The 19,844-nt window shown below is 47.5% G+C and carries 18 protein-coding genes and 1 pseudogene; 18 read left to right on the forward strand and 1 reads right to left on the reverse strand.

Annotation, left to right across the window (positions count from 1 at the left end; all coding sequences use genetic code 11):
- Positions 1–11 precede the first annotated feature (11 nt).
- The 5 genes and pseudogenes from surE to rlmD all read left to right on the forward strand — a co-directional run bounded on the left by surE (position 12) and on the right by rlmD (position 4,523).
- Entirely contained in the window at positions 12–806 is a 795-nt protein-coding gene (gene surE / locus ICN25_RS07700; protein WP_216180959.1) for a 5'/3'-nucleotidase SurE, read from the forward strand.
- Positions 807–835: 29 nt separating this feature from the next.
- Positions 836–1,459 (forward strand): annotated as a pseudogene (locus ICN25_RS07705) (protein-L-isoaspartate(D-aspartate) O-methyltransferase); the annotation flags it as partial.
- The gene (locus tag ICN25_RS07710; protein ID WP_216180962.1) at positions 1,456–2,250 is read left to right on the forward strand and encodes a peptidoglycan DD-metalloendopeptidase family protein; all 795 of its coding nucleotides are present in this window, start codon (positions 1,456–1,458) and stop codon (positions 2,248–2,250) included. The pseudogene ICN25_RS07705 and the gene ICN25_RS07710, both read left to right, overlap by 4 nt.
- Positions 2,251–2,281: 31 nt before the next feature.
- On the forward strand, positions 2,282–3,103 hold the full coding sequence (locus ICN25_RS07715; RefSeq protein WP_215333318.1) for a 3'-5' exonuclease: 822 nt from the start codon (positions 2,282–2,284) through the stop codon (positions 3,101–3,103).
- Entirely contained in the window at positions 3,096–4,523 is a 1,428-nt protein-coding gene (gene rlmD / locus ICN25_RS07720; RefSeq protein ID WP_216182205.1) for a 23S rRNA (uracil(1939)-C(5))-methyltransferase RlmD, read from the forward strand. The genes ICN25_RS07715 and rlmD overlap by 8 nt, the downstream gene beginning before the upstream one ends.
- Positions 4,524–4,598: 75 nt before the next feature.
- Here rlmD and ICN25_RS07725 read toward each other — a convergent pair whose 3' ends face one another.
- Entirely contained in the window at positions 4,599–5,300 is a 702-nt protein-coding gene (locus ICN25_RS07725; RefSeq protein WP_216180986.1) for a Bax inhibitor-1 family protein, read from the reverse strand.
- A 294-nt stretch (positions 5,301–5,594) separates the two neighbouring features.
- Here ICN25_RS07725 and ndk point away from each other — a divergent pair, with 294 nt between their 5' ends.
- The 13 genes from ndk to ICN25_RS07790 all read left to right on the forward strand — a co-directional run bounded on the left by ndk (position 5,595) and on the right by ICN25_RS07790 (position 19,820).
- A complete protein-coding gene (gene ndk, locus ICN25_RS07730; RefSeq protein WP_046330292.1) occupies positions 5,595–6,020 on the forward strand; it encodes a nucleoside-diphosphate kinase in 426 nt (141 codons plus the stop codon).
- A gap of 91 nt (positions 6,021–6,111) precedes the next feature.
- Entirely contained in the window at positions 6,112–7,305 is a 1,194-nt protein-coding gene (gene rlmN, locus ICN25_RS07735; protein WP_216182223.1) for a 23S rRNA (adenine(2503)-C(2))-methyltransferase RlmN, read from the forward strand.
- A gap of 18 nt (positions 7,306–7,323) precedes the next feature.
- Positions 7,324–8,592 carry a flavodoxin-dependent (E)-4-hydroxy-3-methylbut-2-enyl-diphosphate synthase gene (gene ispG / locus ICN25_RS07740; protein WP_216180991.1) on the forward strand — a complete coding sequence of 423 codons (1,269 nt, stop codon included), beginning with the start codon at positions 7,324–7,326 and terminating at the stop codon, positions 8,590–8,592.
- A 70-nt stretch (positions 8,593–8,662) separates the two neighbouring features.
- Positions 8,663–10,000 carry a histidine--tRNA ligase gene (gene hisS, locus ICN25_RS07745; RefSeq protein WP_216180995.1) on the forward strand — a complete coding sequence of 446 codons (1,338 nt, stop codon included), beginning with the start codon at positions 8,663–8,665 and terminating at the stop codon, positions 9,998–10,000.
- Positions 10,001–10,047: 47 nt separating this feature from the next.
- Complete coding sequence (locus tag ICN25_RS07750; RefSeq protein WP_216180998.1) at positions 10,048–10,707, forward strand: tetratricopeptide repeat protein; 660 nt, start codon at positions 10,048–10,050, stop codon at positions 10,705–10,707.
- Positions 10,707–11,861, forward strand: a complete 1,155-nt coding sequence (gene bamB, locus ICN25_RS07755) for an outer membrane protein assembly factor BamB (protein WP_216181001.1) — start codon at positions 10,707–10,709, stop codon at positions 11,859–11,861. Before ICN25_RS07750 ends, bamB begins: the two co-directional genes overlap by 1 nt.
- Positions 11,858–13,222: a ribosome biogenesis GTPase Der gene (der, locus tag ICN25_RS07760; RefSeq protein ID WP_216133455.1), complete on the forward strand. Its 1,365-nt coding sequence runs from the start codon at positions 11,858–11,860 to the stop codon at positions 13,220–13,222. The genes bamB and der overlap by 4 nt, the downstream gene beginning before the upstream one ends.
- A gap of 174 nt (positions 13,223–13,396) precedes the next feature.
- Entirely contained in the window at positions 13,397–13,639 is a 243-nt protein-coding gene (gene hfq / locus ICN25_RS07765; RefSeq protein ID WP_114653200.1) for an RNA chaperone Hfq, read from the forward strand.
- Complete coding sequence (hflX, locus tag ICN25_RS07770) at positions 13,599–14,873, forward strand: GTPase HflX (RefSeq protein ID WP_370624715.1); 1,275 nt, start codon at positions 13,599–13,601, stop codon at positions 14,871–14,873. The genes hfq and hflX overlap by 41 nt, the downstream gene beginning before the upstream one ends.
- Positions 14,866–16,374 carry an FtsH protease activity modulator HflK gene (gene hflK / locus ICN25_RS07775; RefSeq protein WP_216181004.1) on the forward strand — a complete coding sequence of 503 codons (1,509 nt, stop codon included), beginning with the start codon at positions 14,866–14,868 and terminating at the stop codon, positions 16,372–16,374. Before hflX ends, hflK begins: the two co-directional genes overlap by 8 nt.
- Positions 16,374–17,246: a protease modulator HflC gene (hflC, locus tag ICN25_RS07780; RefSeq protein WP_216181007.1), complete on the forward strand. Its 873-nt coding sequence runs from the start codon at positions 16,374–16,376 to the stop codon at positions 17,244–17,246. Before hflK ends, hflC begins: the two co-directional genes overlap by 1 nt.
- 18 nt (positions 17,247–17,264) lie before the next feature.
- Complete coding sequence (locus ICN25_RS07785; protein ID WP_216181010.1) at positions 17,265–18,428, forward strand: ATP phosphoribosyltransferase regulatory subunit; 1,164 nt, start codon at positions 17,265–17,267, stop codon at positions 18,426–18,428.
- Between the two features lie 51 nt (positions 18,429–18,479).
- The gene (locus ICN25_RS07790) at positions 18,480–19,820 is read left to right on the forward strand and encodes an adenylosuccinate synthase (RefSeq protein WP_216181013.1); all 1,341 of its coding nucleotides are present in this window, start codon (positions 18,480–18,482) and stop codon (positions 19,818–19,820) included.
- Positions 19,821–19,844: the final 24 nt, after the last annotated feature.

Consider the following 19,844-nt stretch of genomic DNA (forward strand, 5'->3'; position numbering starts at 1 on the left):
CATTGAAATTCATGAGTGAAAATACAAAGCAGCCACATATTCTGATTTCGAATGATGATGGCTATCTTGCTCCTGGTCTTTTGGCCTTGGTCAATGCGATTCGCCCATTGGGTCGTGTAACAGTCATTGCTCCAGAGCAAAATCACAGCGGCGCATCTAACTCCCTAACGCTTTCTAGACCACTCTCGATTCATCGTGTAGCTGGTGGTGAGCGCGATGGCTTCCTATTTATTAATGGCACCCCAACGGATTGCGTACATATCGCAATGACCGGTTTCTTGGATGAAAAACCCGATCTCGTAGTTTCTGGAATTAATCAGGGCGAGAACATGGGTGAAGACACTCTTTACTCCGGCACTGTTGCCGCAGCAGTTGAAGGTGTGATGTTTGGCGTTCCCGGTATCGCTTTCTCACAAATTGATAAAGGCTGGAACCGCATTGAAGATGCTGCAAAAGCAGCGCACGATATCGTGGCGCAAATGCTGGTATCTAAGATGGCTCATAGCGAAGGCCCTGCAACTTTGCTAAATGTGAACATCCCCAATCGTCCCTATGCTGATTTGTATCGCTGGAGGGTGACTCGCTTGGGTAACCGCCACCATTCACAACCGGTAGTAGTTCAAAAAAGCCCTCGTGGCGATGACATTTACTGGATTGGTGCAGCAGGGCATGCAAAAGATAGTTCTGAAGGAACAGACTTTCATGCGATTGATGAAGGCTGCATCTCGATCACACCAATGCAATTAGATTTAACCCATCATGCGCGTCTAGCCGCTATGCGTGCCAATGGTTGGGATCGCGGTTGAGACCAGCAGCAGAGCGGAATGCCGGTCATCGGCAAGCCTTAGCAGCGAAAGTACTCGCTGCTGGGGTTAAACACGGTAAAACATTAGAAGCGATTGCTACTGTTCCACGCCATGCATTCATGGATGCGGGCATGCACCCTCAGGCTTACGAAGATACCGCTTTACCGATTGGCCATTCACAAACGATTTCTAAGCCATCAGTAGTGGCTCGCATGATCGAGCTCTTGCATAAGCCCAAGCAGTCGCTAGGAAAAGTATTAGAGATTGGTACCGGCTGTGGATACCAAGCAGCAGTTCTCAGTTTGCTATCGGATGAGGTGTATTCCATAGAGCGTATTCGTCCATTGCACGATATGGCTAGAGAGAAGCTCCGCCCATTTCGGATTAAAAATCTGCGCCTGATCTACGGTGATGGCATCTTAGGGTTGCCTCAAGCTGCCCCATTTGATGGAATCATTCTGGCGGCAGCTGGCTTGGGCATTCCGGATGCCTTGCTAGATCAATTGGCTATTGGTGGGCGCCTAGTGGCCCCAGTTGCCAAGAATGAGAAAGAGCAACAATTGATCATGGTAGAGCGGATGAGCTCCCAGCGCTACCAAAGAACCGTTCTGGACGAGGTCTTTTTTGTACCCTTACAATCAGGGGTAGTATGAAAAACCCAATGAATACCTTGTCTAAATCCTTCTTATTGCTAGCAGCAGTGGCATCCCTGGTGCTCAATACTGGTTGTTCAACAACCCCAAGAGCTAAGCCGGCGAATGTTGTTGATCGCACCAGTGGAAATAGTGAGCCTACGCCTCCTGGTTACTATCGTGTGAAACGTGGCGATACTTTGGCTCGGATTGCATTGGATAACGGTCAATCTCCTCGAGATGTGGCGCAGTGGAACAATATGTCGAACCCTAATCAGATTGAAGTAGGGGATTTGATATTGGTGAAGCCACCAGCCGGATCTAAGTCTGCGGTAAAACCGGCCGTTAAGCCGCCAACTAATATTGATACTGCAAAAACAGATGCACCAAAGGTTGATGCTGCCAAGGCGGATACACCAAAACCAGAAGCCTCAAAAGAAATGGTTGCTGAGCCTGGTATTCGTTTGTCATGGCCTGCAAAAGGCAAAGTAACTGAAGAGTTCAATGACAAGAACAAAGGTATTGATATCGCTGGTAAGTTAGGCGATCCTGTGACCGCAGCTTCTGATGGAAAAGTGGTTTACGCCGGCAACAGCTTGCGTGGCTATGGCAATCTGGTCATCATCAAGCATGACAACACCTACCTCACAGCCTATGCCCATAACCGCACACTTCTGGTTAAAGAAGGTGATGCGGTAAAGAAAGGGCAGAAGATTGCAGAGATGGGCGACACCGACGCTACTTCAGTCAAGCTTCACTTTGAACTCCGTGTGAATGGCAAGCCAGTAAATCCAACGCCATACTTGCAGTAATTGCCATCAATAAATTGCTAGTGATTTAAGTATGGCAACGGTTCTCGTCTTCGATATTGAAACTATTCCTGATGTTGCGGGATTGCGTCGCCTCAATGATTATCCCGATACCTTGTCTGATAGTGAAGTCGCTGCTAAAGCGATGGCTGAACGTGCGGAAAAGACAGGCAGTGAGTTTTTGCCGCTCTATCTGCAACGTATCTGCGCTATCTCCTGCGTCATACGCAGAACAACCAAGGATGGCTCACCGCAAATAAAAGTGGGAACCTTAGGCACTGCGCAAGATGATGAGAAGGTATTGATTCAGACCTTCTTTGAGCTCGTTGAAAAATATACCCCCCAGTTAGTGTCTTGGAATGGCAGTGGCTTTGACCTGCCGGTTTTGCATTACCGCGCCTTAGCAAACCATGTACAAGCACCGCGCTACTGGGAGATGGGCGAGAGCCAGGAAAACGACAGCCGTGAATTCAAGTGGAACAACTACATCAGTCGTTATCACATGCGTCATCTCGATTTGATGGATCTTTTGGCTAAATTTAATGGCCGTGCCAATGCACCTTTAGATGGATTGGCAAAGCTCTGCGGTTTCCCGGGCAAGATGGGCATGGATGGCAGTCAGGTCTGGCCTGCTTATCAAGAAGGTAGGATCGATGAGATTCGTCGCTATTGTGAAACCGACGTCGTCAATACCTATTTGATGTACTGCCGTTTTCAGTTGATGCGTGGCGGCTTCTCATTAGAAGAGTACAAAGAAGAAATCACTTTCGTTAAAGCCTATTTAGAAAAAGAATCTAAAGAGCCGCATGGCGAGCAGTGGCAAGAATATCTCTTGGATTTCGCTCCCGATGCGTAGAGGTGAAAAGCCGGTCCATATCGTCGTGACTGAGCCAGTACGAGTTGACTCCCTTGATCTAGATGCCCAAGGTATTGCGCGCTTAGCACCTAACGAGGAAGAAGCTGCAGAGGGTCAAAGCGGCAAGGTCATTTTTATTCAAGGGGCATTGCCAACTGAGCTCGTCACTTATGTCATTACGCGTGACAAAGCCCGCTTCAGCAAAGCTAAGGTACTCGACATCCTCAAGCCTGCAGTATTTCGAGCTGAACCCAAGTGCAAGGCATTTGGGGTTTGCGGTGGTTGCACCATGCAACACTTGGATATACGGGCGCAGGTTGCAATGAAGCAGCGAGTGCTTGAAGACGATCTTAAACACATAGCAAAAGTCGCCCCTGAAGAAATTCTTCGCCCCATGGGTGGTCCCGCTTGGGAGTACCGTCATCGCGCGCGCTTAAGTGCGGTTAATCGCTCGATTAAAAAAGGTACCGTTCTGATTGGGTTTCATGAGGGTAAGAGTGGTTATGTTGCTGACATGACTACTTGTGAGATTTTGCCTAAGCATGTTTCTGATTTATTGCCAGAGATGCGTAAATTGGTCATGGGTTTATCCATTGTCGATCGCATGCCGCAAATTGAGATTGCTGTAGGCGAACCTGAGGATCCCAATTCAGATGACCCTAAAAAATCAAAGCCAGTTACTGCATTGGTTTTCAGAAACCTGCTACCTTTAACGCCGGCCGACGAACAATTGCTCAGAGACTTTGCAGATACCCATCAAGTCTGGGTGTGGTTGCAACCTAAAGGCATTGAAACTGTTGCACCGTTCTATCCATTAACGGGCAAGCTTTGTTATCGCCTACCCGAGTTTGAAATCGAGATGCCATTTAAACCGGCGGATTTCACGCAAGTGAATCACATGATGAACCGCGCATTGGTCAGCAGGGCGATTCGCCTCTTAGAGGTTCAAGCAACTGATCGAGTGCTCGACTTGTTCTGTGGCATTGGCAATTTCACGTTGCCGCTCGCAAGACGAGCAAAAACTGTATTAGGTATCGAGGGCTTGGAAAGCCTGACCACCAGAGCTAAAGCTAATGCCGAACACAATCAACTCGCCGATAAAGTCAGCTTCATGCAAAGCAATTTGTTTGAAGTGACAACAGAAACCATTGCCTCATGGGGTGGGGCTGAGCGCTGGTTGATGGATCCTCCACGTGAAGGCGCCATGGAGATCTGCCAAGCATTAGCCTTATTGCATGAGCAGGGAAGTGATCTTCCGCCGCAGCGCATTGTGTATGTCTCTTGCAACCCAAAGACCCTAGCAAGAGATACCGATATTCTTTGCCATCAAGCGGGTTATGTTCTCAAGAGTGCAGGCATCGTCAATATGTTCCCCCACACATCCCATGTGGAGTCGATGGCGGTATTTGAAAGACCTTAAGACCTTAGAAGTCAGCATCAAGATAAAGAAAAAGGCACCCGCGGGTGCCTTTTCTATTGAAGCTTGAAGTAATACTTAGTCTCTATTGCCACCCACAATGCCCAAGAGTGCGAGCAAGTTGGTGAAGACGTTATAGACATCTAGGTAGATAGCTAAAGTAGCCATGATGTAGTTGGTCTCGCCACCATTAATGATGCGTTGAACATCAACCAGGATGAAGGCGGAGAAGATCGCGATTGCCAACACCATCACAGTCAACATCAAAGCAGGTAACTGCAACCAGATGTTGGCTAATGAAGCCACGATCAAGAGCAGTACGCCAACCATCAACCATTTGCCCATGCCTGAGAAATCGCTCTTGCTCACAGTAGCAATGGTTGCCATCACAGCAAAAATTGCACCAGTGCCGCCAAAAGCCAGCATGATTAAGGTAGCACCATTGCTGTAGCTATTGAGTGTGTAGCCCACCAGACCGGACATCATGATGCCCATAAAGAAGGTGAAGCCTAAAAGCAGCAGAACACCAGCTCCGGTGTCTTTGTTTTTCTCAATTGCCCAGAAGAAGCCAAAGGCGATTGCCATAAAGACGATGAAACCCAAGAATGGGCTGCTCGCCATGAAGTTAAGCCCAAATGCAACGCCAAGCCATGCGCCAATGACAGTAGGGACCATTGAGAGCGCCAAAAGGGCGTAGGTATTGCGAAGTACGCGGTTGCGTATCTGTGGGGTGCTAATCGAGCCTGTTTGCCCAAAGCCGTAAGAGTTCAGATCACTCATATTGACTCCTTTTTCATAGTTGATACACGAGCCCACGAGGGGCTGTTGACAGTAAGTATAGACAAAATGGGCTAATTTCAAGCCCCCCATGAAAAGGACTACAAGTTAAAGGGTTATGCCCTGTAAATTCAATGGCTTAGCTACGCCCAGATCAGGGTAAATACGGTCAGGCGATGTATAATTCGGGGGTCGCTGAATTCCTGGCGCGTTGTAGGAAATAGGGCAGAAGTTCACCCTGGGTCCAAATTGGCGCTAATTTCAGCAAAATCTTTGAAATCACTATTGGAGTTTTACATGGCTATCGAACGCACCCTTTCAATTATCAAACCTGATGCTGTTGCAAAAAACGTAATCGGCAAGATCTATGACCGTTTCGAATCTGCTGGTTTGAAGATTGTTGCGTCCAGAATGGCGCATTTGTCACAAGCTGAAGCTGAGCAGTTCTACGCTGTGCACGCTGCACGTCCTTTCTTTAAAGATTTGGTGAGCTTCATGATTTCTGGTCCTGTAATGATTCAGGTATTAGAAGGCGAAGGCGCAATTGCTAAGAACCGTGACTTGATGGGTGCTACTGATCCTAAGAAGGCAGACAAAGGCACTATCCGTGCTGATTTTGCTGACAGCATCGATGCAAACGCTGTTCATGGCTCTGATGCTCCTGAAACTGCTGCTGTCGAAGTTGCATTCTTCTTCGCTGGCATGAACGTTTTCAATCGTTAATTCACGATTGCTAACGAACAACCTATTTAATACATAAGTAGGCGCATTGACCTCCCCGCGCGTAAATCTCTTAGATTTTGACGCTGACCAAATGGCAGCGTATGTCGCGGGGTTGAATGAAAAGCCCTTTAGGGCGAAGCAACTCATGCAGTGGATACACCAACGTGGTGTTTCTGACATCAACGACATGAGTGACTTAGCAAAAAGCTTTCGAGCAACACTGCTTGATAAAGCAGAAGTCCTTTCCCTCCCGGTAATTAAAGATGAGCATGCAGCAGACGGCACCCGCAAGTGGTTGCTAGATGTTGGAGCTGGTAATGCTGTGGAGTCTGTATTTATTCCTGAAGATGATCGTGGCACTTTGTGCATCTCATCCCAGGCTGGTTGCGCAGTCAATTGCCGTTTTTGCTCAACAGGGCATCAAGGCTTCTCGCGCAATCTCACCGCTGGTGAAATCATTGGCCAACTCTGGTTTGCAGAGCATTTACTCCGAACAGATCCGAATGCCGTTCGCCGTATTGAGAAATACCCAACACCCGGCTGGGAACACACGGGTCGCGTGATCTCGAATGTGGTCTTGATGGGCATGGGCGAGCCTTTGCTCAACTATGACAACGTCGTTACTGCTTTGCGTTTAATGCTCGATGACAGAGCCTATGGTTTATCACGCCGCCGTGTGACTGTATCCACTTCCGGCGTTGTGCCGATGATTGATCGCTTGGCGCAAGATTGCCCAGTAGCGTTGGCGGTGTCATTACATGCGCCGAATGACAAACTGCGTGATCAACTTGTTCCGTTGAATCAAAAATATCCTTTAAGAGAATTGCTTGCTGCGTGCGAACGGTATTTGCCTTTTGCCCCAAGGGATTTCTTAACCTTTGAATACTGCATGCTCGATGGTGTGAATGACTCTGATATTCAGGCAAAAGAGTTGGTGCGCCTATTGGCGAACATCAAGTGCAAGATCAATCTCATTCCATTTAATCCATTCCCAGAATCTGGATTGAAGCGCTCAACAGCGCAACGTGTGCATGCCTTCGCCAGCATATTGTTAGACGCTGGCATGGTGGCTACGGTTCGTAAAACCCGTGGTGATGATATTGCTGCTGCCTGTGGCCAGTTAGCCGGTGATGTAGTAGATCGCACTAGAGTTCGTGAGCGCGCAGTACATGACAAGCAAATAGAGCATGATTTCGAGGGTGATGCCCAAGAGCTCGAAGATGAAGAAGAGCAAGAGTATCAAGCCGAGCACCCAGTGCAGTGGCTCAAAAGATTAGACGACTGATTTCACAATACAAGTCCAATGAGTAATTCATCTAACAATCTTCCAAAGCTGCCTTTAGGCCCATCGCCTAAGAGGGCTACTCGTCAGGCAACGGTTGCCTGGAAAACGAACATCATTACGATTGGTGGCGATGCGCCAGTTCGCGTCCAATCCATGACCAATACTGATACTGCTGATGCGGTTGGCACGGCTATTCAAGTTAAAGAGTTAGCTCGTGCTGGTTCAGAGATGGTGCGTATTACGGTAGACACGCCAGCCGCAGCTGAAGCAGTTCCATACATTCGTGAGCAGTTGGACAAGATGGATGTTTTGGTCCCATTGATTGGTGACTTCCATTACAACGGCCACACTTTATTAAACGACTACCCAGAGTGTGCCAAAGCTTTATCTAAATACCGCATCAATCCAGGTAATGTGGGTAAGGGCGCAAAGCGCGATCCGCAATTTGCACAAATGATCGAAGCCGCTTGTAAATATGACAAGCCGATTCGGATTGGTGTGAACTGGGGCAGCTTAGACCAAGACTTGCTCGCTAGCATTATGGATGCCAATGCAGCATTGCCTGTTCCCAAGACTGCACAAGAAGTGATGATTGAGGCATTGATTCAGTCTGCATTGCAGTCTGCAGAAAAGGCTGTGGAGTTCGGCATGAACCCCAATCAAATTTTGCTGTCTTGCAAAGTCAGTAATGTGCAAGATTTAGTAGCTGTGTATCGCGATCTCTCGCGTCGCTCTGATTACCCATTGCATTTAGGTCTTACAGAGGCAGGCATGGGCAGTAAAGGTATCGTATCTTCAACAGCAGCAATGGGTATCTTGTTGCAAGAGGGTATTGGTGACACCATTCGGGTTTCTTTAACGCCTGATCCTGGCGCGCCACGCGAGAACGAAATTATTGTTGCGCAAGAAATTTTGCAAACCATGGGATTGCGTAATTTCACACCGATGGTAATTGCTTGCCCTGGTTGCGGAAGAACGACAAGTACGACCTTCCAAGAGTTGGCTGCAAATATTCAGTCATACCTACGCCAACAAATGCCGGTCTGGAAAAAAACCCACCCTGGTGTTGAGGCAATGAATGTTGCAGTCATGGGCTGTATCGTGAATGGCCCAGGCGAGAGTAAGCACGCTAATATTGGCGTCTCATTACCCGGTACTGGCGAGACTCCGGCTGCCCCTGTCTTTGTAGATGGCGTCAAAGTAAAGACATTGCGTGGTGACAATATTGCTCAAGAGTTTCAGGTAATTGTGGATGAGTACGTGAACCGGAATTACGCACCGAAATAAATGAAGCAAAAACAGAACAACAAATAACAACAACAAATAAGAACGACAAAGAAGAACTGAAGCGCACATCATGACTGACCAGGCTAATCAAGCTAATCAAGCTAAAGCACAAAAGATCCAAAAAATTAATGGCGTTCGCGGCATGAATGATCTCTTGCCAGCGGATGCTGCACAGTGGACACATTTGGAGCATGTCTTGCGTGATCTCACTCGCGCCTATGGCTATGAGTTCTTGCGCACTCCGATTGTGGAAGCCACTGCAGTGTTTCAACGCGGCATTGGTGAAGTAACCGATATCGTTGAAAAAGAAATGTATTCCTTTGAGGATCGCCTTAATGGTGAGCAACTGACATTGCGTCCAGAAGGTACTGCTGCCGTAGTTCGTGCTGTAGTTGAGAACAACCTTCTCTATGAAGGGCCAAAGCGTCTTTGGTACACGGGGCCAATGTTCCGTCATGAGCGCCCACAACGTGGTCGCTATCGCCAGTTCCATCAATTTGGTATTGAAGCGATGGGCTTTGCTGGTCCCGATATTGATGCTGAAATCATTTTGATGGGTCAACGTCTTTGGGATGAGCTCGGCTTGAAGGGTGTGCGTCTAGAGATTAATTCTTTAGGGCAGGCTCCTGAGCGTGCTGAGCATCGCGCTGCCTTGGTAACGTACTTTGAGAAAAATAAAGAACAGCTTGACGAGGATTCCCAACGTCGCTTGCTAACCAATCCATTGCGTATCTTGGATTCTAAAAATCCAGCAATGCAGGATTTGATTGAAGGCGCGCCAAAATTATTGGATTTCTTGGGTGAAGAGTCACTCAAGCATTTCGACGCAGTTCAGGCATTGCTCAAGGCAAATAACATTCCCTGCAAGATCAACCCCCGGTTAGTTCGTGGTTTGGATTATTACAACCTGACTGTTTTTGAGTGGATTACCGAAGAGTTGGGCGCTCAGGGCACGATCGCTGGTGGTGGTCGTTATGACCCCTTGATCGAGCGCATGGGTGGTAAAGCCGCTCCAGCTTGCGGTTGGGCCATGGGTATGGAACGTGTTTTGGAGTTGATGAAGGTTTCCGGATCCTTGCCAGAGCCGCAAGCTCAGTGCGATGCCTTTGTCATTCACCAGGGTGGCGAAACCTTAACTGCCGCCATGATCATTGCCGAGCGCCTGCGTAACGCCGGTATCGATGTTGTCCTCTTTTGCCCTCCGGATGGCCAAACCGCCAGCTTTAAGTCACAAATGAAGAAGGCAGATGCGAGCGGGGCAGCCTATGCAGTCATTATTGGGCCGGATGAATTGGCTAAAAATGAGGCTCAGCTCAAGGATTTACGTAGCAGCGGTGAGCAAAAGGCTGTAGCGCTAGATAGCGTTGTAGAGGCTGTAATTGATGCCATAGTTGGCGCCACCGAATAGAATTAAGACATTAATATTAAAAACTGTATTTATTAGCTTGGATTGACATGCCTTTAGACCTAGAAGAACAAGAACAAGTAGATCAACTTAAAGCATTCTGGCAAAAGTATCGCAACCTGATTACCGGTGTTGTGACTGCTGCTTTATTTGCTTATTCAGCCTATAGCGGTTACCAATGGTGGCGTACTAGCCAAGCCGCAGCCGCATCTCAGTTATACGAGACCATGGTTACCGCGATTAACAAGGGTGATAAAGATCAAACCTTACGTGCTGCTGATGATTTGCAAAAGCAGTTTTCTGGTACACCGTATGCGGCAATGTCCAGCTTAGTCGCTGCGAGGATTGCATCTGATGCGGGTGACTCAGCAAAAGCTATGGATTATTTACGTTGGGCTGCTAAGAATTCTTCCGACCAGGGTTATTTGGCTTTAGCTAAATTGCGTTTGATAGCGCAGCTGATAGAGCAGGGCACTGAAAAAGATTTAGCTGAAGCGGATGCCATTCTGAAAGAAAAGCGTGTCGCAGGCTTTGAGGCATTGTGGTTAGAGCGTCGTGGCGATTGGTATTTGGCTCAAAAGAATACTGCGGATGCGCGTAAGAGTTATGAAGCTGCATGGAAGCAGTTGAATGATGCAAAAGAATTCCCTGAAGAGGCGCGTCGTCTCTTGAAGGTTAAATTGGATGCCGTCGGAGGAGTAGCTCAGTGATGATGGATTGCAAACGTGTAGCAAAATTAGCAACTACAACCCTCGTATTGGGTTCTGTAGTGCTGGCCTTAACAGCTTGTTCTGGTGGCTCACGTGTTCGCAAGCCTGCTGAGCTCGTCCCAGTTACCAATCAATTTGACTTAACTCCTGTATGGTCCACCAGCGTCGGATCATCTGAGTCATTTAACTTTCATCCTGCAGTTGCAGGTGATGCGGTCTATGCAGCATCGCATCGTGGCAATCTCGCGAAGATTGATTTGCGTACCGGTGCAAAAGTTTGGGAAGCATCTGTACCAGATCGCTTATCTATTGGCCCTGGATCTGACGGCCGTACTACTGCGGTGGTCACCACCAAAGGCACGGTCTATGCTTACGACGATACCGGCAAGCCTATCTGGAATGTCAGTGTTGGCAGTGAAGTCTTATCTGAGCCAGTAGTTGCTGGTGGACTGGTCATTATCCGCACTTTAGATAATCGCTTTGTTGGTCTTGATGCTCAGACTGGTGTTCGTAAGTGGACTTATCAACGTCAACAATCTGCACTGTCATTGCGTGTAGGCTACGGCATGCTCGCGATTAATAATGAAGTGATTGTGACTGGATTTGCTGGTGGTCGTTTTGGCATGATTGCAATTGCCAATGGCGGTTTGGTTTGGGAGACTCCAGTTTCATTTCCAAAAGGCTTCTCTGAAATTGAGCGCCTTAATGATGTGACCGCTAAGCCAAGTATGGAAGGCGAAATTATTTGCGCTGTTTCTTATCAAGGTCGCGTAGGTTGCGGTCAAGCGCGTACTGGAAACCTTTTGTGGTTCAAAGACTATTCAAGCTTTACTGGTACAGCACAAAGTCCTGACCTGGTTTTCTCCTCCAATGAAAAATCGTATGTCACTGCCTTTGCAGTCAAGGATGGTTCACAAGTTTGGGAAAACACGCAGCTAACATTTAGAGATGTTGGTGAGCCAATGGCAGTGGGCAGGGTATTACTCGTTGGTGATGCACAGGGTTATGTGCATGCACTTTCACAAGCGAATGGTGAAATGCTGGCACGCATTCGTCATGACAGTAGTCCAATCACAGCCGCACCGATTGCGGTGAATGGCCTCATCTTGGTTCAATCTCAAGGTGGCAAACTAGCGGCGTACAGTCCAAAATGAATCCAGTAATTACTATTGTCGGTCGTCCTAACGTTGGAAAATCGACACTCTTTAACCGCTTAACACGCTCCCGTGATGCCTTGGTTGCTGACTTCTCGGGTTTAACTCGAGATCGTCACTACGGTAAAGGTCGTATTGGTGAGCGTGCATTTATTTGCGTAGACACTGGCGGTTTTGAGCCAGTAGCCAAGACCGGCATTGTTGCTGAGATGGCTAAGCAAACCAAGCAAGCTGTAGCCGAATCCGACATCATTATTTTCTTGGTGGATGGCCGCTTGGGTATGGCGCCACAAGACCGTGTGATTGCTGATTTCTTGCGCAAGACAGGTAGACCAGTCATCCTGGCGGTGAATAAAACGGAAGGTATGCAAGCTGGCGTTGTCACTGCAGACTTCCATGAGTTGGGTCTTGGTGAGCCATTCCCGATTTCATCAGCACATGGTGATGGTGTTCGTGGTTTGATCGATGATGCTTTGGATTCATTAGGGATCCCAGAGCCAGAACCAGAAGAATTAGAAAACGATCCTAATCGCCCAATGAAGATTGCGGTAGTGGGTCGTCCTAACGTCGGTAAATCCACCTTGATCAATAAGTTGATCGGTGAAGAGCGTGTGATTGCATTTGACATGCCAGGAACAACGCGCGATGCAATTGAAGTTCCTTTCGAGCGTAACGGCAAGCCTTACATCTTGATTGATACTGCAGGCCTGCGTCGTCGTGGAAAAGTATTTGAAGCGATTGAGAAATTCTCGGTTGTAAAAACATTGCAAGCGATTGCCGATTGCAATGTGGTCATCTTGATGCTCGATGCCCAACAGGATATTTCAGAGCAAGATGCACACATCGCTGGCTTTATTGTGGAAGCAGGGCGTGCATTGGTTGTTGCTGTTAATAAATGGGATGGTTTGGATGCTTACGTTAAAGAGCGTGCGCGTTTAGAGATTGCTCAAAAACTACGCTTCCTCGATTTTGCAAACGTACATCCAATTTCAGCTAAAAAAGGTACCGGCCTTAAAGAGTTATTTAAAGACGTTGATCTCGCTTACGCCGCAGCGATGGCGAAATTGCCAACTCCTAAACTCACCCGTATTTTGCAAGAGGCCATTGAGCATCAGCAGCCTAAGCGCGTGGGTATGGGTCGTCCTAAATTACGCTATGCCCACCAAGGTGGTATGAACCCCCCGATTGTGGTGATTCATGGAACCTCGTTGAGCGGTGTTACTGATAGCTATAAACGCTACTTGGAAGGTCGTTTTAGAGAAGTCTTCAAGTTACGCGGTACCCCATTGCGCATTCAGATGAATACAGCCAAAAACCCCTATGTTGATGCGGACAAAGGCAAAAAAGGCAAAAAGAAGTAAAAATAGCGATATAGCTTTATTAGTGTTTTCAGTGAGGGGCTTGATTTTTGAATATCAGACCCCTTATGTTGGAGGTAGACAGGTGCAGTAATGAGCAGTAAGCAGTAGATTGATCAATAAAAAAAGCAAGACTCCCAAAATAGAAGCAGCGTATAAAAACCAATAAGGAGCAGTATGAATAACAGCAAAATCCAATTGCTACAGGATCCCTTCCTCAATGCCTTACGCAAAGAGCATGTTCCTGTCTCCATCTATCTTGTCAACGGCATCAAGCTGCAAGGCAATATTGAATCTTTCGATCAATACGTCGTCCTTTTGCGCAATACCGTGACCCAGATGGTTTACAAACACGCCATTTCCACGATCGTTCCTGCTCGTGCAGTGGAGTTCCGTACGGAAGAAGTTAGCTCTGTATAAAACAGGTGTAGATGCGGCACGTGCCGTTCTAGTTGGAGTTGACACAGGCCGCGAGGATTTTGCGGACAGCATGGCAGAGCTCAGCCTTTTGGCTGAGAGTGCCGGCTCTATACCTACAGCTAGTGTGATTGCTCGTAAGGGCAAAACTGATCCAGCTTTATTCATTGGTTCAGGCAAAGCAAATGAAGTCAAAAAAGTGATGGAAGAACAAGGTGCTGAATTAGTCATCTTTAACCATTCGCTATCCCCAACACAGCAACGCAATCTCGAGCGCCATATTGGCTTTCATGTCATGGACCGTACAGGCCTGATTTTGGATATCTTTAGTCAAAGAGCGCAAAGTCATATTGGTAAAACTCAGGTTGAGCTGGCTCAAGTGCGCTATCGAATGTCTCGATTAGTGCGAGCCTGGAGTCACTTGGAGCGTCAACGAGGCGGTATCGGTGTACGTGGTGGCCCAGGTGAAACCCAGATGGAGCTTGATCGACGGATGCTGGCAACTAAGGCCAAGCGTCTAGAAACAGAGCTTGAGAAGCTCCAACGCCAGCAAAGAACCCAAAGAAGGGCACGGAACCGCAAGGACGTCTTTTCAGTATCCCTGGTCGGGTATACCAATGCTGGTAAGTCCACATTGTTTAATTCCCTCACAAAAGCAGGGACATATGCCGCAGATCAGCTATTTGCGACTCTCGATACCACCTCCCGAAAGGTCCATTTAGATGGCGTAGGGTCGATTGTGGTCTCCGATACGGTTGGATTTATCCGCGAATTACCCCACCAATTAGTAGAGGCATTTAGGGCCACCTTGGACGAAACCATCCATGCGGACCTGATTTTGCATGTTATTGACGCCTGTAGCCCGGTTGCAAGGGAGCAAAAGGCTGAAGTAGAGGCTGTTTTACGGGAAATTGGTGCAGATGACATCCCCCGTATTGAGGTGATGAACAAGATTGACCAGATGCCCCAGACCTTTACGGAGGGTGCAGTCCTGGTCCGCGATTCCGAGGGAATTCCGAGCCAGGTTTTCCTCTCTGCCAAGACTGGCCTAGGCCTGGATTTATTGCGTTCAGCCCTCGCCAAATGCTCTCAAATGACTGATAGAATAAGGGTCGAGCAGAATCGTGCCAAAGTCCAAATGGACCCAGACGAGTTTTTAGCTCCTTTACCCGAACGACCAGAGACTTCTGAATTTAACCCGATTCCCAACCGAAAATATTCACCAAACGATGCGTAAATTTCTTGAGCTGTTTTCGGTCAATGATCCAGGCTGGGGCAATAGTCAACCAGGCAGTGGATCCAAAGATGCCAAAGGTGGGCAGGGTAGCGATCAATCCCCCCAAGCTGAACCGAATAATCCAGATGCTGAAAAGCCGGTAGAGACTCAGCCAAATAAGCAACCAGCTAAGCCAGATGGCCCTCCAGATTTAGATGAACTGTGGCGTGATTTCAATGACCGCCTCAGTGGTATTTTTGGCGGCAAGAAAAAACCCGGCGCAACATCAAGCAAGCCAGCCAATAAACCGAATAGCACTGACATTCCTCCGCCATCTCAGCGCGGTAATGGTGGTGGTAACAATGGCGGTAATGGTGGTGGCGGTATGAGTGCGCCTAATTTCAACTTCAGCAATCCATTTGGCTCTAAAGCTACCGTCTTGTTGGCTGCTGGTGGCGTGCTGTTGGTTTGGATCTTTAGTGGCTTCTTCATTATTCAAGAAGGCCAAGCTGGAGTGATCTCTACTTTCGGTAAATACGATTACACCGCCAAGCCAGGCATTAACTGGCGCATGCCTTGGCCAATTCAATCTCAAGAGACGGTTAATTTATCTGGCGTGAGATCTGTAGAAGTAGGTCGCCCAACATTAATTAAGGCAACCAATCAAAAAGATTCTTCGATGCTGACCGAAGATGAAAACATTATTGATGTGCGCTTTGCTGTTCAATACAGATTAAAAGATCCTACCGATTATTTATTTAATAATCGCGATCCTGATGCCACAGTGGTTCAAGCAGCAGAGACTTCTGTTCGTGAAATCGTTGCTCGTAGCAAGATGGATACCGTCTTGTACGAAGGGCGCGAGAAGATCGGTGTTGATCTCGCAAACTCGATCCAGAAAATTTTAGACAGCTACAAGACCGGCATCTATGTAACCAGCGTGACCGTTCAAAACGTTCAGCCGCCAGAGCAAGTACAAGCTGCGTTTGATGATGCTGTAAAAGCAGGGCAAGACCAAGAGCGTTTAAAGAGCGAAGGTCAGGCTTATGCGAACGATATTATTCCGCGCGCCAAAGGTACAGCAGCGCGTTTGATTCAAGAGGCTGAGGGTTATAAGGCGCGAGTAGTGGCTACAGCTGAAGGTGACGCCGCCCGCTTTAAACAAGTGTTTGTGGAGTATGCAAAAGCTCCAGGCGTAACGCGTGATCGTATGTATATCGACAGCATGCGTGAGATGTATAACAACGTAACTAAAGTTTTGGTGGACACGACTAAAAACAATAGCCTCCTGTATCTCCCGCTAGATAAGTTGGTCGCTCAAGTAAGCGCTGAAAGTACTCAAGTGGCAACAGGCCAAGCGCCTGCAACTACACCAACTGGATCTGTAACGGTGGGTGGGGCAACAGGTAATCCTGCGGCGCCAGTCGCAAGCCCTCCTAGTGTTGCCGCACCGAGTTCTGGATCTGCAAATGCTGCTGATAAACGTGATGGCTTACGTAGTCGTGATCGGGAGGCAAGATAATGAATGCAAATCGTCTCCTAGCTAGCATTGCTGGATTAATTGCGCTTGCCTATGTTCTAGCATCCAGCATTTTTATTGTTGATCAACGCAACTTTGCTGTTGTCTTTGCATTTGGTCAGATCGTTCGTGTAATCGAGCAACCTGGCTTGCAAATCAAATATCCAGCGCCGTTCGAAAGCGTACGTTTCTTTGATCGCCGCATTCTCACAATCGATAACCCTGAAGCAGAACGTTTTATTACTGCTGAGAAGAAGAATCTTTTAGTGGATTCGTATGTGAAATGGCGCATTGTTGATCCACGTAAATTCTTCATCAGCTTTAAGGGTGATGAGCGCTTGGCACAAGATCGCTTAACCCAGTTAGTTCGATCCGCTTTGAACGAAGAGTTCACTAAACGTACCGTACGTGAGTTGATTTCCGATCAACGTGAAGAGGTAATGCAAGGTATACGCAAAAAGGTGGCTGATGATGCTTCAGATATCGGCGTAGAAATTGTGGATGTCCGACTTAAGCGCGTAGATTTACTTGCTGAGATTAGTGATTCTGTTTATCGCCGCATGGAAGCAGAACGCAAACGCGTTGCCAATGAGCTCCGCTCTACTGGCGCAGCAGAATCAGACAAGATTCGAGCAAACGCTGAGCGTCAACGCGACACAATTTTGGCTGAAGCTTATCGTGATGCACAAAAGATTAAAGGTTCAGGCGATGCAAAGGCCACTGCGCTGTATGCAGAAGCGTTTGGTCGCGATCCACAGTTTGCGCAGTTCTATCAAAGTCTTGAGGCTTACCGCAGCTCCTTCAAAGATAAGAAGGATGTCATGGTGGTTGAGCCTAATGGCGAGTTCTTTAAGTTCTTGCACAAAAAAAATTGAAAGTGAATATTTCAGATCATGAATCGTTGGTTACTTCCTGAAGATATTGCTGATGTTTTACCAGCCGAGGCTCGTAAGGTAGAGTCTCTGCGTCGTGCCATTCTGGATTTGTATGAGTCCTATGGTTATGAGCTAGTTGCCCCTCCGATTCTGGAGTTCCTCGACTCATTACTCACTGGCACTGGCTCAGATCTCAATTTGCAAACATTCAAATTGGTCGATCAATTATCTGGTCGTACATTAGGTCTGCGTGCTGATATGACTCCACAGGTTGCTCGCATTGATGCCCATTTACTGAATCGCAAAGGTGTAACTCGTCTTTGCTACGCAGGCTCTATTGCACACGCTCGTACCCCAGTGGGTAGTTCTGCTCGCGAAGAATTGCAACTCGGCGCCGAAATTTATGGCTGCGCAAGTTGGGAAGCGGATTTTGAAGCAGTCTCACTGTTATTGCAGACATTAAGTGTTGCTGGCTTGAACAAGGTTTATTTAGACCTGTCTCATGCTGGTGTGCTCGCCGGAATTCTTGATGGGCAAAGTCTTGAGAAGGGTGATATCGAGGCACTCTATAGCTTGCTACAGAGTAAAGATCGACCCCGCTTGGCTATTTGGGCTAAATGCCTGCCGACTAAATCTGCTGAAGCTTTAATGGCCCTTACAGAGTTGAATGGACCATGCGCTCAAGTATTGGCTGATGCTAAAAAGTCTTTGCCAAAACACAAGTTGATTGATGAGGCCTTGGCTCAATTAGAAAAGCTTGCTGCTGCAATTGCTGCATTGCCTAATCCGGTTGAACTCAGTATCGATTTGGCTGATTTGCGTGGATATCAATATCACAGCGGTGTGATGTTTGCAGCTTATGTTGATAAGTTTCCACAGCCTATAGCTCGTGGTGGTAGATACGATCATGTTGGCCAAGCATTTGGACGTCCTCGTCCTGCCACTGGCTTTTCAATGGATTTATTGACTCTCGCCAATCTTGCACCTACTGCGCCAAGAAAGCCTGCCATCGTAGCGCCTTGGATTGTGGACACAAGTCTGGCTAGCAAGATTGCTGAATTGCGCAATGCTGGTGAAGTAGTCATTCAAGCAATGGATGGCGACGCTGTAGAAACTGCTGAATATATTTGTGATCGTGAGCTGGTAAAGCAGGGCAGCTCATGGGAGCTAAAAAAGAAATAACTCGCTTTATTAATAACGTACTAATTCTGTAATTACCTTTTGGATTTCATTATGTCTTCAAAGCAACAAGCTCATGGTCGTAACGTCGTTGTCATTGGCACCCAGTGGGGTGACGAGGGCAAGGGCAAAGTAGTGGATTGGTTAACTGACCATGCTCAAGCAGTCGTACGTTTTCAGGGTGGACATAATGCTGGTCATACTTTGATCATTGGCGACAAGAAAACAATTCTGCGCTTGATCCCATCTGGAATCATGCATAAGAATGTGATTTGCTACATCGGTAATGGTGTTGTACTTTCTCCTGAAGCGCTCTTTAAAGAAATTGGTGAGCTAGAAGCTGCAGGATTGGATGTTCAATCTCGTTTGAAGATTTCTGAAGCAACCACATTAATTCTTCCGTATCACGTAGCGATTGACCATGCGCGTGAGAAAAAACGTGGCAATGCCAAGATCGGTACTACAGGCCGCGGTATTGGACCAGCGTATGAAGATAAGGTCGCGCGTCGCGCCTTACGTGTACAAGATTTGTTTTACCCAGAAAAGTTTGCCGCGCAATTGCGTGAGAACTTGGAATATCACAACTTCATGCTCACAAACTATTACGGAGCTGAGCCAGTTGATTTCCAAAAGACTTTAGAAGAAGCCATGTCTTATGCAGAACGCATTAAGCCAATGGTAGTTGATGTCTCTAGCGCTTTATATGCAGCAGAGCAGGCTGGTCAAAACTTATTATTCGAAGGCGCACAAGGAACTTTGCTCGATATTGATCACGGTACCTATCCTTATGTAACTTCAAGCAACTGCGTAGCTGGTAATGCAGCTGCTGGATCTGGCGTTGGTCCAGATTCATTGCAATACATCTTGGGTATCACTAAAGCCTATTGCACACGTGTTGGTGCGGGCCCATTCCCAAGTGAGTTGTACGACTTTGATAATCCAGCCAAGCAAGATCCAGTTGGCGTGCGTTTGGCTGAAGTAGGTAAAGAGTTTGGCTCCGTTACTGGTCGTCCACGCCGTACTGGTTGGTTAGATGCTGCTGCATTGAAGCGCTCTATTCAGATCAACGGTCTATCTGGCTTATGCATCACTAAGCTTGATGTCTTGGATGGCTTTGAGACTATTCGTCTTTGCGTGGGTTACAACCTAGATGGTCAGAAATTAGATGTATTGCCGCGTGGCGCTGAAGCTGTTGCGCGCTGTGAACCAATTTATGAGGATTTCCCAGGCTGGAAGGGAACTACTTTTGGTATTCGTGAATGGGACAAACTCCCAATAGAGGCACAGAAGTTCCTGCGTCGTATCGAAGAAGTTGCAGGAAAGCCGATCGCTATGGTCTCAACAGGACCTGAACGTGATGAAACGATTCTTCTGCAACATCCATTCAAAGGTTAATAAGAGATTTTCTTAATTCGCTTT

This window comes from Polynucleobacter sp. 80A-SIGWE (assembly GCF_018882295.1).
In the GTDB taxonomy this organism is placed as follows: Bacteria; Pseudomonadota; Gammaproteobacteria; order Burkholderiales; family Burkholderiaceae; genus Polynucleobacter.